The 13281-nt window shown below is 69.8% G+C and carries 14 protein-coding genes; 9 read left to right on the forward strand and 5 right to left on the reverse strand.

The features are described from left to right. Positions 1–103: 103 nt before the first annotated feature. A complete protein-coding gene (locus GLO27_RS03480) occupies positions 104–1267 on the forward strand; it encodes an SLC13 family permease (RefSeq protein ID WP_167253758.1) in 1164 nt (387 codons plus the stop codon). 117 nt (positions 1268–1384) lie between these two features. Next, entirely contained in the window at positions 1385–1834 is a 450-nt protein-coding gene (locus GLO27_RS03485) for a hypothetical protein (RefSeq protein WP_029260067.1), read from the forward strand. A 53-nt stretch (positions 1835–1887) separates the two neighbouring features. Here the strand turns inward: GLO27_RS03485 and GLO27_RS03490 are convergent, their stop codons facing one another. From GLO27_RS03490 to GLO27_RS03500, 3 genes are read right to left on the reverse strand one after another with little or no spacing between them, the layout of a single operon-like run. Next, positions 1888–2484, reverse strand: a complete 597-nt coding sequence (locus GLO27_RS03490) for a GNAT family N-acetyltransferase (protein ID WP_167253627.1) — start codon at positions 2482–2484, stop codon at positions 1888–1890. Positions 2485–2516: 32 nt separating this feature from the next. Continuing rightward, entirely contained in the window at positions 2517–3125 is a 609-nt protein-coding gene (locus GLO27_RS03495; RefSeq protein ID WP_029265107.1) for an FMN-binding negative transcriptional regulator, read from the reverse strand. Beyond that, the gene (locus GLO27_RS03500; RefSeq protein ID WP_167253629.1) at positions 3125–4057 is read right to left on the reverse strand and encodes a DMT family transporter; all 933 of its coding nucleotides are present in this window, start codon (positions 4055–4057) and stop codon (positions 3125–3127) included. The genes GLO27_RS03495 and GLO27_RS03500 overlap by 1 nt, the downstream gene beginning before the upstream one ends. On the opposite strand from GLO27_RS03500, the gene GLO27_RS03505 reads away from it, so the two are divergent. Then, the gene (locus GLO27_RS03505) at positions 4056–5462 is read left to right on the forward strand and encodes a PLP-dependent aminotransferase family protein (RefSeq protein ID WP_167253631.1); all 1407 of its coding nucleotides are present in this window, start codon (positions 4056–4058) and stop codon (positions 5460–5462) included. The genes GLO27_RS03500 and GLO27_RS03505 overlap by 2 nt on opposite strands. Positions 5463–5544: 82 nt before the next feature. On the opposite strand, the gene GLO27_RS03510 is transcribed toward GLO27_RS03505, so the two are convergent. Continuing rightward, positions 5545–7665, reverse strand: coding sequence for an APC family permease (locus GLO27_RS03510; protein ID WP_029260062.1), 2121 nt, complete (start codon positions 7663–7665; stop codon positions 5545–5547). Positions 7666–7748: 83 nt separating this feature from the next. On the opposite strand from GLO27_RS03510, the gene GLO27_RS03515 reads away from it, so the two are divergent. Continuing rightward, positions 7749–8855: a VanZ family protein gene (locus tag GLO27_RS03515; protein ID WP_292774546.1), complete on the forward strand. Its 1107-nt coding sequence runs from the start codon at positions 7749–7751 to the stop codon at positions 8853–8855. 30 nt (positions 8856–8885) lie between these two features. Here the strand turns inward: GLO27_RS03515 and GLO27_RS03520 are convergent, their stop codons facing one another. Continuing rightward, positions 8886–9248 carry a nuclear transport factor 2 family protein gene (locus tag GLO27_RS03520; RefSeq protein WP_029260060.1) on the reverse strand — a complete coding sequence of 121 codons (363 nt, stop codon included), beginning with the start codon at positions 9246–9248 and terminating at the stop codon, positions 8886–8888. Between the two features lie 107 nt (positions 9249–9355). Between GLO27_RS03520 and GLO27_RS03525 the strand changes: the two genes are divergently transcribed. The 5 genes from GLO27_RS03525 (at position 9356) to GLO27_RS03545 (ending at position 13178) form a co-directional block, all read left to right on the forward strand. After that, complete coding sequence (locus tag GLO27_RS03525; protein ID WP_167253633.1) at positions 9356–10090, forward strand: GTP pyrophosphokinase family protein; 735 nt, start codon at positions 9356–9358, stop codon at positions 10088–10090. Positions 10091–10196: 106 nt separating this feature from the next. Next, positions 10197–10484, forward strand: coding sequence for a hypothetical protein (locus GLO27_RS03530; RefSeq protein ID WP_136023941.1), 288 nt, complete (start codon positions 10197–10199; stop codon positions 10482–10484). Between the two features lie 110 nt (positions 10485–10594). Further along, entirely contained in the window at positions 10595–12217 is a 1623-nt protein-coding gene (locus GLO27_RS03535; protein WP_167253635.1) for a molybdopterin-dependent oxidoreductase, read from the forward strand. 41 nt (positions 12218–12258) lie between these two features. Beyond that, positions 12259–12747: a MogA/MoaB family molybdenum cofactor biosynthesis protein gene (locus GLO27_RS03540; protein ID WP_029260056.1), complete on the forward strand. Its 489-nt coding sequence runs from the start codon at positions 12259–12261 to the stop codon at positions 12745–12747. Continuing rightward, a complete protein-coding gene (locus GLO27_RS03545) occupies positions 12744–13178 on the forward strand; it encodes a molybdenum cofactor biosynthesis protein MoaE (RefSeq protein WP_029260055.1) in 435 nt (144 codons plus the stop codon). Before GLO27_RS03540 ends, GLO27_RS03545 begins: the two co-directional genes overlap by 4 nt. Positions 13179–13281 lie beyond the last annotated feature (103 nt).

Raw genomic sequence — 13281 nt, forward strand, 5'->3', positions numbered from 1 at the left:
GTTCCGGTTGCACTTGCTGTCGCTTCCGATGCTCTCGGGCGGCAGCAAGTGCGACCGGAACGGCCCGCGTCGGCCATATGCTCACGAGGTGGGAATCAGAAGAGTGCGGATCGGCGCCGGGACGTGGGTCGTCGCCGGGCTGGTCGTGGTCGCCCTCGTGTGCATCGTCACCGGGTTCCTGCCGCGCTCCGACGCCGGGGCATTGGGCGAGCGGATCGCGCCCGTGTTGGGGTTCGTCGTCGCGATCACGATCGTCGCCGAGCTCGCCCGCGACGCCGCGGTCTTCGACGTCGTCTCGCAACGACTCGCCCGCTGGGGACGCGGTCGGGTGCTCGTGCTGTGGGCGCTGGTGGTCGCGCTCGCCGTGGTGAGCACGGTGTTCCTGTCGCTCGACACGACCGCCGTGATCGTCACCCCGGTCGTCGTCGTCCTCGCGCAGAGCATCGGCGTCTCACCCCTTCCCTTCGCCCTGGCGACCGTGTGGCTCGCCAACACGGCATCCCTCGCGCTCCCGGTCTCGAACCTCACCAACCTGCTCGCCGCCCCCGCCATCGGCGACGGCCCCGCGGCGTTCTTCGCGCTCAGCTGGGCACCGACGCTCGTCGGCATCCTCGTGCCCGTCGCGATCCTGACGATCCTGCATCGGCGCACGGTCTTCGGTGCGTACGAGACCCCGGTGGCAGGGCGGCCCGCCGACCCGACGCTGTTCTGGAGCGCGACCGGCATCCTGCTCGTGCTGATGCCGCTGCTCGCCCTGACCCACGATGTCTGGATCCCGGCCACGGTCGCCGCGCTCGCGCTGATCGGCCTGTTCGCGGTCCGGCGGCGCCGGGCGCTGCGGCTCTCGCTCGTCCCGTGGCAGGCGCTCGCGCTCGCCGCGTCGCTGTTCGTGCTGGTCGAGGCGGCGCACGCGCAGGGCCTGCTCGACTTCCTGACCTCGCCGACCGCGAACGGCGACGCTCCCGGCGACCTGTTCCGGCTGGCCGCGCTCGGGGCCGTGAGCGCGAACGGGATCAACAACCTCCCGGCATACCTGGTGCTCGAGCCCGCCGCCGGCGATCCGGTCGCGCTGATGGCGCTGCTGATCGGCGTGAACATCGGCCCGCTCATCACGCCATGGGCGTCGCTCGCGACCCTCCTGTGGCATCACCGGATCGTCGCGTTGGGCGTCACGATCCGATGGAGCCGTTTCATGCTGTGGGGTGTGGTGGCTGCGGTGCCGACCGTGCTCGCCGCCGTGCTCGTGCTCTGGCTCGTCTCGGGCTAGTGCTCCGTTCCGGTCGCACCTCCTGCCGTCCCCGAGGCGCGGAGGCGGCACGAAATCCGACCGGAAGGGGGAGCGGGCCGGAAGAGGAAGTGCGCCGGGCCTGACAGGATGTCGGTCATGAGCGTTCTCTACGACTACTTCTCCGCGCCGAACGACGAGCGGGCCGTCACCGTCCTCCAGGTGGAGGGCGGACCGACCGCGGAGGAGTCGGGCTTCGATGCCGGAACGCTCGGCGGCATCGACCCGGTCGTGCAGCTCGGCACGCTCGAGGCGCTGCTGACGGGCGTGCCTTACGACGAGGTGACCGACGACCCGCGTGCCGGCCACAACCTCGCGATGAGCGACGACTACGACCGGATCGTCATCACCGTGACGGATGCGCTGGCCGCCGCTCTCGCCGCCGCCGACGACGTCCGTCTGGCAGAGGTCGCGGAGCCGTGGTCGCAGACCGAAGAGCTCGAAGGGGCCGATCCGGCCCAGCTGGCCGCGTTCGCGCGGGACCTCGCCGCGCTCGCTCGTCGTGCCGCGGCGTCCGACCACCGCCTCTACTGCTGGACCAGCATCTAGGACGCTCGTCCGCGCAGGACGCACCCCAGCGGTGAGCCGTCACGGGGCCTCGATCAGCGTGCGGTCGGCCACTCCTCGGCGAGAAGGCCGTAGTTCATGCCGTCGAGCCATTCGCCCGAGCGATGCAATGCCGTCTTCCGGCTGAACTCCTCTCGGCGCATCCCGAGCCGCTCCATGAGGCGCCAGGACGGCTCGTTGTCGGCGAAGCACCCCGCATGCACCCGGCGCAGGCCCAATGCGCCGAAGCACACGTCGATCACCGCGCGGATCGCCTCTGTCGCGTAGCCGTGCCCGGTGTGCGCGGGGTCGAGAACCCAGCCGAGCTCGGCCTCGACGCCCTTCGCCCGGGCGTCGACCTCGAGCTGCGCCCACCCGTCGCCGCGCCGCACCATGATGTCACCGATCGGGGTCGGGGCGGTGCCCTCGGCGTCGGGCAGCAGCTCCACGATGTACAGGGAGGCGAGCCGCTCGGGGTCGAGATACCGCTCACGGAACGCGTCTCGCGTGTCGGGAGCGGCACCGAGCCACCGGTTCACCTCGGGGAGCCGACGCCACTCCCACATCGCATCGACGTCGGCGGGCGTGCACGGGCGCACCTGCAGCCGGGCCGTCCGCGCGGGCCACGGCTCGGGGGTTCGCGTGTCGGTCATCGCTCCACCCTAGGCGCGGCCGGCGACGTCGATCACGGGGTCTCCCCGCCGACCCGTCGCATCTCCTCCGCGAGCGCGCTGTTCGTCTCGGCGAACCGTGCGGTGATGTTCTCGCGCACCTCGGGCGACTTGTTCTGGCTGAGTTTGGCTCGCGCATCGAAGCGGGTCACGCGCATCCGCAGTCCGACCGTGCCCTTGGCGGCGCGGCGGGTGCCCTCCTCGTCCTCCGACAGGTGTCGGCCGTGCTGCTGATGATCCTCGAAGTGGTCGGTCAGCCGCGAGAGCATGGCGTAGTTCTCCTCTTCGCTCAGGATCTCGGGGATGCCGTACAGGTGCGCGGTCACGTGGTTCCACGTCGGGACCAGATCGCCCGGTGCGTACAGTGTCGGTGACACGTAGTCATGCGGTCCCTGGATGATCACGAGCACTTCATGCCGGCCGAGTTCGTGGAGCTGCTCGTCCGGGCGCCCGAAGTGGCTCGCGATCACGATGTCGTCGTCGTCCTCCATCAGCAGCGCGGGATAGTGCGAGGCGACCAGGCCGCCGCTGGCCGGGGAGACGAACGTCGCCCAGGGGTTCCCGCGGATGAGGCGCTTGACCTCGTCGGGATCGGTCATCAGGTAGCGGGGCGTGTGGCGCATCAGGATTCCTCTCTTCGGCGGTCGGTCAGACGGGTGCGCACCGCGAGGGTGGCGCAGGCGATCACGGCGAGTCCGCCGACGGCGGTCGCCCAACCGATCTGTTCGTGGAGGAGGAGCGCGGCCCACGCGATGCTCATCACCGGTTGGACGAGCTGGATCTGGCTCACCTGCGCCATCGGGCCGATCGCGAGACCGCGGTACCAGGCGAAGAAGCCGAGGAACATGCTCACCGCCGCGAGGTAGGCGAACGCGAGCCATTGCACGGGCGTCGCGGCGGGCGGCTGCTGGATCGCCGACGCGACGGTGAGTGCCGTCATCAGTGGGGCGGCGACGATCAGCGCCCACGACACGGTCTGCCAGGAGCCGAGTTCACGCGCGAGCAGACCGCCCTCCGCGTATCCGATCGCCGCAGCGATGACGGCCCCGAACAGCAGCAGGTCGGCGCCCGTGAGGGATCCGAGTCCGCCGTTCTGCAATGCGGCGAACACGACGGCCGCGGCAGCGCCAAGGAACGCGAAGATCCAGAAGGATCGGACGGGACGTTCGCGCGTGCGGAGCACCACGGCGACTGCGGTCGCGGCGGGAAGCAGACCGATCACGACGGCACCGTGGCTGGCGGGGGTCGTGGTCATCGCGAAGGAGGTGAGCAGCGGGAACCCGGCCACCACCCCACCGGCGACGATCGCGAGGCGGCCCCACTGCGTCATCGTCGGGGGGCGCTGGCGGGTCGCGGCCAGGGCGATTCCCGCGAGGAGGGCGGCGACGACCGCGCGCCCGGAGCCGATGAACAGCGGTGAGAGCCCGCCGATCGCGATGCGTGTGAACGGGAGGGTGAAGGAGAAGGCGAAGACGCCGAGAAGCCCCCACCAGAGGCCCGCACGAGTCGATAGCACTGTCGATCGCTGAGCGATAACGCTACTGTCTACATTCATGAGTCAGGATAGCAGTGACCGAATCGTCGCCGGAGTCCGCGAGTGGATCGCCACCGCGTCGCCGGGTGCACGAGTCCCCTCGAATCGTGCGCTCATGGCGCAGTACGGCGCGAGTCCGATCACCGTGCAGAAGGCGATGCAGCAGCTCGTGCGACTCGGTCTGGTCGAGTCCAGGCCCGGCGCGGGCACGTTCGTGCGCGCCGTGCCCGCCGCCCGTTCGGTCGACTACGGCTGGCAGACGGCCGCCCTCGGCACGGCGCCCGCGGGACTCATCGGCCTGTCATCGACGCAGCGCACCGTCGCCCCCGACGCGATCGGACTGCACTCGGGCTACCCCGCGGTCGACCTGCTCCCGCAGCGGCTCGTGCGACAGGCCCTGGTGCGTGCCGCTCGGTCGGACGCGGCGCTGACCCGTTCGCCCGCCGCAGGCATTCCCGATCTGCAGGCGTGGTTCGCGGCGGAACTCGCATCCTCCGCCCCCGCGGGGGTCACCCCCGCATCGGCGCGCGATGCCCTGATCATCTCCGGCAGCCAGAGCGGGCTGAGCTCGATCTTCCGTGCCGTCGTCGGCGTCGGTCAGCCGCTGCTGATCGAGTCGCCGACGTACTGGGGGGCGATGCTCGCGGCCGCGCAGGCCGGCGTCGTGCTGGTGCCGATCCCGTCCGGTCCGCACGGACCCGATCCGGATGACGTCGAGCGGGCGTTCGCGCAGACCGGAGCCCGCGCGTTCTACGCGCAGCCGACCTTCGCCAACCCGACCGGCGCGCAGTGGCCGGTCGCGACGGGGGAGGCCGTGCTCGAGACCGTCCGTCGGCACGGGGCCTTCCTGATCGAGGACGACTGGGCGCACGACCTGGGGATCGACGGCGACCCGCGCCCGGTCGCCGCGTCCGATGACGACGGACACGTCGTGTACCTGCGCTCGCTCACGAAGAGCGCCTCGCCCGCCCTCCGCGTCGCGGCCGTGATCGCGCGCGGACCCGCGCGGGAGCGCATCCTCGCGGATCGCGCGGCCGAGTCGATGTACGTGAGCGGGGTGCTGCAGACCGCGGCCCTCGACGTGGTCACCCAGCCCGCGTGGCGCACGCACCTGCGCGGCTTCCGCGAGCACTTGCGCGCGCGCCGCGACCTGCTGGTCTCGAGCCTCGCCGCGCACGCCCCCTCCGCGCACATCGAGAGCGTTCCGGTGGGCGGCCTGAACCTGTGGGTGCGGCTGCCGGAGGGGACGGATGTCGCGCGGGTGGTCCGTGAGTGCGAGGTGCGCGGTCTGATCATCGCCCCGGGCTCCGAGTGGTTCCCGGCGGAGCCCTCCGGCTCCTACGTGCGCCTCAACTACGCGAACGCCGACACCGCCCGCTTCGCGGAGGCCGCCGGCATCCTGGGCGCCGTGCTCGACGGGTCCTGAGGGGTCGCTCAGCCCGCTCCGGTCGCAGTTCTGTCGCCCGCGAGCCGAGGAGGCGGCAGCAACTGCGACCGGAAGGCGGATCTCAGGCTTCGGGGGCGCCGTCCTGCGGCGGGCCGGCGGGGCGGTGGGCGCGACGGCCTGCCACCACGACCGGACGACCGGCACGCTCCTGACCGGGCAGCGGACGGGAGCGGCGTCCGTAGATGAGCTCCGACGAGTCGAGCAGCCACGGCACGAGCGTGATCGACACCCCGTGCACGAGCATGAGCTGGTTGGCGAGACGGCGCGCGCGGCGGTTGTGCAGGAACGACTCCCACCAGTGGCCGACGATGTACTGCGGCAGGTACACCGTCACGACCGACGAGCCGTGCTTCTCGCGGTACTGCTTGATGAACTGGGTCACCGGCTGCGCGAACGAGCGATACGGCGACTCGACGATCACGAGCGGGATCGGCACCAGGTGGTCGGCCCAGTCCTTCTGCAGCTGGGCCGCATCGTCGGAGGCCACGGCCACGTGCACCGCCAGCGTCTTGCCGTGCTTGGCCGCGATCGCGTAGTCGATGGCCTTCACGACGGGCTTCTGCAGTCGGTTGACGAGCACGATGGCGAGGTCGCCGGTCGCACCGAACTTCGTGGTGTCGTCGATCGCGATCTCATGCTCGACGTCGCGGTAGTACCGCTTCACCCCCAGCATCAGGAAGGCGAGGATCGGGATCGCGAAGAAGACCAGGTATGCGCCGTGCGTGAACTTGGTGATCGTCACGATGACCAGCACGAGCACGGTCATCGCGGCGCCCGTGGAGTTGATGATGAGTCCGACCTTCGCCGAGCGGCGGTCGGATGCCGAGGCGCCGTCGATCCCCGAGTCCTTCGTGCCCTCGACCGGTCCGCGCAGCACGCGTCGCCAGTGCCGTACCATCCCGATCTGTCCGAGCGAGAACGAGACGAACACGCCGATGATGTACAGCTGGATCAGCGTGGTCAGCTTCGCCTGGAAGATCACCAGCACCGCGATAGCCGCGATGCCGAGCAGGATCATGCCGTTCGAGAACACGAGGCGGTCACCGCGGGTGTTGAGCGACTTCGGCGCGTAGCCGTCGCGGGCGAGCACGGCGCCCAGCAGAGGGAAGCCGTTGAAGGCGGTGTTCGCGGCGAGCAGCAGCACGCACGCGGTCGCGGCCTGCACGATGAAGAACGCGATGCTGCCGCCGCCGAAGGTCGCTGCGGCGATCTGCGCCATCAGGCTGGGCTGCGGATTCGTGCAGTCGAAGCCGACGAGGTCGCACGGGTTCTCGGCGTAGTGCACGCCGGTGATCAGGGCGAGGGCGGTGAGGCCGGCGAACAGGCAGATGGCGATCGACCCCATCAGCACGAGTGTCGACTGGGCGTTGCGCACCTTCGGGGCGCGGAAGGCGGGAACGCCGTTCGACACGGCCTCGACACCGGTGAGGGCGGAGCATCCGCTCGAGAACGCGCGCAGGATCAGCAGGATCACGGCCGCCTGGCCGAGGCTTTCGGCCTGCACCGAGAACTCGGCGCTCGAGGCGACAGGGGCGTCGCCCAGGAAGGTGCGGATCAGGCCGGTCACGATCATGATGCCGACCGAGCCGATGAACACGTACGTCGGGATCGCGAAGACCAGGGAGGCCTCGCGCACCCCGCGGAGGTTCACGACGATGATGAGGATCACGAAGCCGACGGCGAGCTCGACGCGGAACGGGTCGAGCCCCGGCACGGCCGAGATGATGTTGTCGACACCGGAGGCGACCGACACGGCCACGGTCAGCACGTAGTCGACCAGGAGCGCCGCGGCCACGATCACACCGGGGATCTCGCCGAGGTTCTTCGACGCGACCTCGTAGTCCCCACCGCCCGAGGGATAGGCCTTGATGAGCTGGCGGTAGCTGAGCACGACCACGATCAGCAGCACCACGACCGCGATCGCGACGAGCGGCGTGAACGACAGGAAGGTGAGCCCGCCGATCAGCAGGATCATCACCAGCTCCTGCGGGGCGTAGGCCACCGAGCTGAGCGCGTCGGACGCGAAGATGGGAAGAGCCATCCGCTTCGGGAGCAGCTGGTCGTCGACCTGCTGGCTCGTCAGCGGTTCTCCGATGAGGATGCGCTTGGCGAGCGGCGGTGAGTCCGCGCCCTCCCTGTTTTCGTCTGACACGTCCGGCGACACTACGCCTCCTGATGGCATCCTCACGCGATCCTCACGGAATCCCTACGGTGGGATGCGCGGTCCTCACGGAATCCTTACGCGCAAAGCTACACTGGCACGCGGTGGAAAATCAGGTGCTGCTCGGATTCATCGCGATCGCGATGGGGGTGGCTTTCGGCATCCTCCTGTTCGTGCCCTTCGTGGCGGTCAGCTATCGCCGACGCGGGCGACTCGGCCTCGGACGCACGCTGCTCTGGCTGTCGGCCCTGATCTATTTCTGGGCGGTCTGGACCTATACCCTGCTGCCGCTGCCCGACCCCGACACGATCCGTTGCGTCGGAGCGATCACCGATCCGATGTCGGTCGTGCGCGATGTGCGGAAGGCTTTCGCGGCCCCGGGCAATCCGCTGCGTCAGCCGGCTCTGCTGCAGCTGGTCTTCAACGTGCTGCTGTTCGTGCCGCTCGGCTTCTTCGTCCGAGTGCTCGCCGGTCGTGGGGTGCTCACGGCGCTCGCCGCCGGCTTCGGCCTGTCGCTGCTGGTCGAGACCACGCAGCTGACCGGCGTGTGGGGCGTCTACCCGTGCGCGTATCGCTTCTTCGACGTGGGCGACCTCATGACGAACACCCTCGGCGCGGTCATCGGCTGCATCGCGGCGATCCTCGTCCCGCGATCGCTGCGCGGCGTGAAGGTGAGCCCGGACGCTGATCGTCCCCGTCCGGTCAGCCGCGGCCGCCGCCTGCTCGCGATGCTGTGCGACTTCCTCGCCTACGGGTTCCTGAGCGTGGGGGCCGGGGTGACCGTGCAGGTGTGGCTGGAGTTCGTCGTGGACGACCGCGCCGCGGTGCTCGACGGCGCCCTCGCATCCGCCGCCGCCACCATCGTCCCCTCAGCACTGTTCCTGGTGCTGATCCTGGTCGGCGGGCGCTCGGTGGGCGACATCGCGGTGCAGCTCCGATACGCGGGATCGCGCCTGCCCGTACCGTTCGCGCGGCTCCTGCGCTGGGCGGGCGGCATCGGCGGGATCAGCGCGCTGCAGCTGCCCGGCGGGTTCTTCGGCCTCGCGGCGGCAGTGCTGTTCCTCGCCGCGATCGTGCTGCCGTTCACGACACGTGACGGTCGCGGACTTCCCGGCGTCGTCTCCGGACAGCACCTCGTCGACGCGCGGGCGGGTGCCGCGGGCCCTGCGCCGAGCGTGCCCGCATCCGCTTCCCCTCCGCGCGACGCATGACCGACTGAGGGTCCGATGAACGCCGCGGGCTCAGCTCTCCGTGTGGGGACGCGGCATGTACCACTCGGTGAACTCCGTCGCCCGCCCGTCGGGAGCGAGCCGGATGATCCAGAGGTTGAGGTAGTCGCGTTCGGCCGGGTATTCCGTGCGCCCCTGGACGACCACGAAGCCGCCGACCTCGTGCAGGACCTCCCACTCGAACGTCCAGGAGCCCGGTTCATCGCCGTCGTCGATCCACCCGGACACGATCGCCTCGCGCCCCACGCGCGGCTCCGAATCGGGGCTCGTGAGATATCGGGCGTCGTGCGTGAAGAGTGCTCCGATCCGCTCGGGATCGTTCGATCTCCATGCCTCGATGTAGGCCCCGGTCCAGTCCTCGCCTGCGGTCGTCATGTGCTCCGTTCTAGGCGGCGGGGGAGGCCGCGTCAACCCGTTCGCGAATCGTGAGGACATCGGGGATCCACAGCGGTTTCCGATCACGAACCCGTAACGTCGATGGCATGACGACTGTTCACGTCACCGAGGACACGATCAACCAGGCCCGCGAGCTGCGCGATGAGCTGCAGCGGTTCCTGCGCGAGTACGAGTTCGGGATGCGCGAGGTCGAGACGAAGATCTCGATCCTGCGCGACGAGTTCACGCACGACCACGCGTACAACCCGATCGAGCACGTGAAGAGCCGGCTGAAGTCGCCGGACAGCATCGTGGAGAAGATCGCCCGCAAGGGCATCGACGAACCCGACTTCGACCGCATCCGCGCGGAGATCACCGACATCGCCGGTGTGCGCGTGACCTGCAGCTTCGTCGCCGACGTCTACCGCCTGTTCGATCTGCTCACCGCGCAGGACGACGTCACGGTGCGCACGGTGAAGGACTACATCGCGCAGCCGAAGGCCAACGGCTACAAGAGCCTGCACGCGATCATCGAGGTGCCCGTCTTCCTGTCGACCGGTGCGCTGTCGGTACCGGTCGAGGTGCAGTTCCGCACGATAGCGATGGACTTCTGGGCCAGCCTGGAGCACAAGATCTACTACAAGTTCTCGAACCAGGTGCCCTCGCATCTCGTCGACAGCCTGTCGGATGCCGCGGATGCCGCCGCCGAGCTCGACAGTCGCATGGAGCGCCTGCACCGGGAGGCGCACGGCGTGCCGCAGCGTCAGCTCGCCCCGCCGCCCCCTCCTGCCCCGCCGTCGATCCCGGACGCCCCGACCGGCCCTCGCGTCGTCGGGGTCTGACCGAAGACGCGCCGAGCACCCGTCCACAACTCCGGAGAAGCTGCGGACGGGCGGCTCCCTGCGTGGCGGTGTTGCGACGGAGCCGCGGTGCTGGGAGCATCGGCGGGTGGTGAGAACGCAGGAAGCCGTGTCCGTGGACGCCGAGCACGACGTCGATGAGTTCGCGCGCGTCGACGACCTCGCCGGGCTCGATCGCGACCGGCAGCGGTGCGAGTGCGATCACGGCGACGACGACGGCTACCAGCCGTGCGGACGCAAGGCCAAGTGGCGCGTGACGGTCGACTGCGTCTGCGGCGAAGGCCACCCGCGCCGGGTCGAGATCCTGTGCTCCCGATGCATGCGGACACTGCGGAAGTTCCAAGGACGTGAGGCCGTCACCGTGCGCCGCCTCTGACCGTCGAGCCCGTCTGCCGCGGGATAGTCCCATCCGATCGTGGTTCCGCTCCGAACAACGGGGGATCACACCGGCGACGGTGTCGACGTGACGTCGGACAGGAGACGACCATGGTGCAGCGCCGCAGTGGCAAGAGGTTCCTCGTCTGGGCCGCCCTCGCGGGCGTGATCGGCGGGGGCGTCTTCCTCGCCACGGCCGAGCTGTTCGCACTGCTCTTCGCGCGCGCAGCCAGTCCGATCCTCGCCGTGGGCGGGTTCGTGATCGACATCGTGCCGCAGCCCTTCAAGGAGTTCGCGATCGCCACGTTCGGCGAATACGACAAGATCGCCCTGCTCGCCGGCCTCGGACTGGCCGTGGTGATCGCCTCGGCGATCGCCGGCATCCTGCAGTTCGTACGGCCGCCGCTCGGCGTGATCGCTCTCGTGATCGCGGGTGCGCTCTCGACCGCGGCGATCGTGACCCGGGCCGCCGTCGCTCCGCTCGCCTTCCTGCCCCCGGTCCTGGGAACCGTCGTGGGGTCGTTGGTCCTCGTGCTCCTGTGCCGTCGCCTGCGCGGATGGAGGGATTCCGTCGTCGGCGTCGAGAGCGAACGGAAGAGCGACACGTCGACCGCTGGAGACGAGATCCTCCGTGCCGACGACGAGGGAGAGTCCGTCCGCCCCGGAATCGACCGCCGCCGCTTCTTCGTCCTCGCCGCGCTCGCCGGGGCATCCGCACTGGTCGTGGGCATCACCGCCCGCACCGTGAGCATGGCGGTGTCGTCGGTCGAAGCGATCCGCGGTGCGCTCAAGCTGCCCTCCCCGAAGACCACGGTGACCGTGCCGCAGGGCGCCGAGCTCGACATCCCCGGGCTCAGCAAGCTGTTCACCCCGAACAAGGACTTCTATCGCGTCGACACCGCACTCACGGTGCCCTCGATCGATCCGGACACCTGGCGTCTGGTGATCGACGGGATGGTCGACCAGCGTGTGGAGATGAGCTTCCAGGACATCCTCGACATGGGCCTCGACGAGTACGCGATCACGCTCACGTGCGTCTCCAACGAGGTCGGCGGTGAGCTCGTCGGCAACGCGAAGTGGCTGGGGGTGCCGTTGCGCGACGTGCTCAAGAAGGCGGGAGTGAAGTCCGGTGCCGACATGGTGCTCTCACGCAGCGTCGACGGCTACACCGCGAGCACGCCGCTCTCGGCGTTGACGGACGACGACCTCGACGCGATCCTCGCCGTCGGGATGAACGGTGAACCCCTGCCCCTCGAGCACGGATTCCCGGTGCGGATGGTCGTGCCCGGCCTCTACGGATACGTGTCGGCGACCAAGTGGCTCACCGAGCTCAAGGTCACCACCTTCGCCCAGGACGAGGCGTACTGGACTCCCCGGGGCTACAGCGCGGAGGCCCCGATCAAGTTCGCCTCGCGCGTCGACACCCCCAAGATCGGCGAGGCGGTCGACGCCGGGAAGATCCCGATCGCCGGAGTCGCCTGGGCGCAGTCGGTCGGTATCGAGCGCGTGGAGGTCAGCATCGACGACGGGGACTGGATGCCGGCGACGCTGTCGACCCCGATCAACGACGACACCTGGGTGCAGTGGTTCATGGAGTGGGATGCCACGCCCGGCACGCACTACGTCGCCGTGCGTGCGATCAACAAGAACGGCGATCTGCAGATCCAGGAGCGTGCGCCGATCGCACCGAACGGTTCGTCGGGCTGGCAGCGTTCACTCATCCGGGTCAACTGAGAGCCGTGCGCGGTCGGCGGCTCGGGCCTAGTGTGGGAGCCATGGGCCCGCTCCCCGCACTCGTGATCACCGTCTCGGACCGATCATTCTCCGGAGAGCGCGAGGATCGCGGAGGTCCGATCGCCGTGGGCCTGCTCCGCGATGCCGGATGGCACTGTCCCGACGCCGAGATCGTCGCCGATGGCGCGGGTTCGGTGGCGGACGCTCTGCGCCGGGCCGTCGCCCGCGGCATCCGGCTGGTGGTGACGACCGGGGGAACCGGTGTCGGTCCGCGTGACCTGACGCCCGAGGGGACGCGGCGCGTGATCACCCGAGAGATCCCCGGGATCGCCGAGGAGCTGCGTCGCAGCGGACTCGCCGACACCCCGCTGTCCGTGCTGTCACGCGGGCTCGCCGGCATCGTCGATCCTGACGGCACGCTCGTCGTGAACCTTCCCGGTTCGCCGCGGGCCGTCGCCTCCGGCGTCCCCGTGGTGCTCGGCGTCGCCGGGCACATCCTGGATCAGGTGAAGGGCGGAGACCACTCATGAACGACGTGCGCATCGCAGCGGTATCGGAGGAGCGACTCGATCTCGACGCGCACCTCGCCGCGGTCGAAGATCCTCGACTGGGGGCCGTGACGACCTTCGTCGGGCGGGTGCGCGACAACGACCCCGACGCCGAGACACCCGTGGTCGGGCTGGAGTACAGCGCTCACCCCGATGCGGAGGCGACGCTGCGGCGGATCGCCGAGCAGGCCGGTGCCGGCGCGGAAGCCCCCGCCGTGGTGGCCGTGAGCCATCGCATCGGACGGCTCGACGTGGGCGATGCGGCCGTGGTGATCGCGGTCGCCTCCGAACACCGTGCCGAGGCTTTCGAGGTGTGCCGGGCGGTCATCGAGGCGATCAAGAGCGACCTCCCCGTCTGGAAGCGTCAGCTCGAGGTCGACGGGACGTCGTCGTGGAAGGGCATCGGCGGCTGAGCCGCAGGGGCAGCCGTCGCTCCTGACGCGCCATCTGCATGAGCTCTTGCCGCGTGCAGGAGGAAACGCCGGTCATCGGTCCTGCAAGCGGCCAGCGTTCCTG

It is taken from the genome of Microbacterium sp. Be9 (genome assembly GCF_011754135.1).
In the GTDB taxonomy this organism is placed as follows: Bacteria; Actinomycetota; Actinomycetes; order Actinomycetales; family Microbacteriaceae; genus Microbacterium; species Microbacterium maritypicum_A.

Excerpts from the sequence above, each read along its gene's own strand:
- GLO27_RS03485 (WP_029260067.1), top strand. The coding sequence starts at position 1,385 with ATGAGCGTTCTCTACGACTACTTCTCCGCGCCGAACGACGAGCGGGCC.
- GLO27_RS03490 (WP_167253627.1), bottom strand. The coding sequence starts at position 2,484 with ATGACCGACACGCGAACCCCCGAGCCGTGGCCCGCGCGGACGGCCCGG.
- GLO27_RS03495 (WP_029265107.1), bottom strand. The coding sequence starts at position 3,125 with ATGCGCCACACGCCCCGCTACCTGATGACCGATCCCGACGAGGTCAAG.
- GLO27_RS03505 (WP_167253631.1), top strand. The coding sequence starts at position 4,056 with ATGAGTCAGGATAGCAGTGACCGAATCGTCGCCGGAGTCCGCGAGTGG.
- GLO27_RS03500 (WP_167253629.1), bottom strand. The coding sequence starts at position 4,057 with ATGAATGTAGACAGTAGCGTTATCGCTCAGCGATCGACAGTGCTATCG.
- GLO27_RS03510 (WP_029260062.1), bottom strand. The coding sequence starts at position 7,665 with ATGCCATCAGGAGGCGTAGTGTCGCCGGACGTGTCAGACGAAAACAGG.
- GLO27_RS03520 (WP_029260060.1), bottom strand. The coding sequence starts at position 9,248 with ATGACGACCGCAGGCGAGGACTGGACCGGGGCCTACATCGAGGCATGG.
- GLO27_RS03525 (WP_167253633.1), top strand. The coding sequence starts at position 9,356 with ATGACGACTGTTCACGTCACCGAGGACACGATCAACCAGGCCCGCGAG.
- GLO27_RS03535 (WP_167253635.1), top strand. The coding sequence starts at position 10,595 with ATGGTGCAGCGCCGCAGTGGCAAGAGGTTCCTCGTCTGGGCCGCCCTC.
- GLO27_RS03540 (WP_029260056.1), top strand. The coding sequence starts at position 12,259 with ATGGGCCCGCTCCCCGCACTCGTGATCACCGTCTCGGACCGATCATTC.
- GLO27_RS03545 (WP_029260055.1), top strand. The coding sequence starts at position 12,744 with ATGAACGACGTGCGCATCGCAGCGGTATCGGAGGAGCGACTCGATCTC.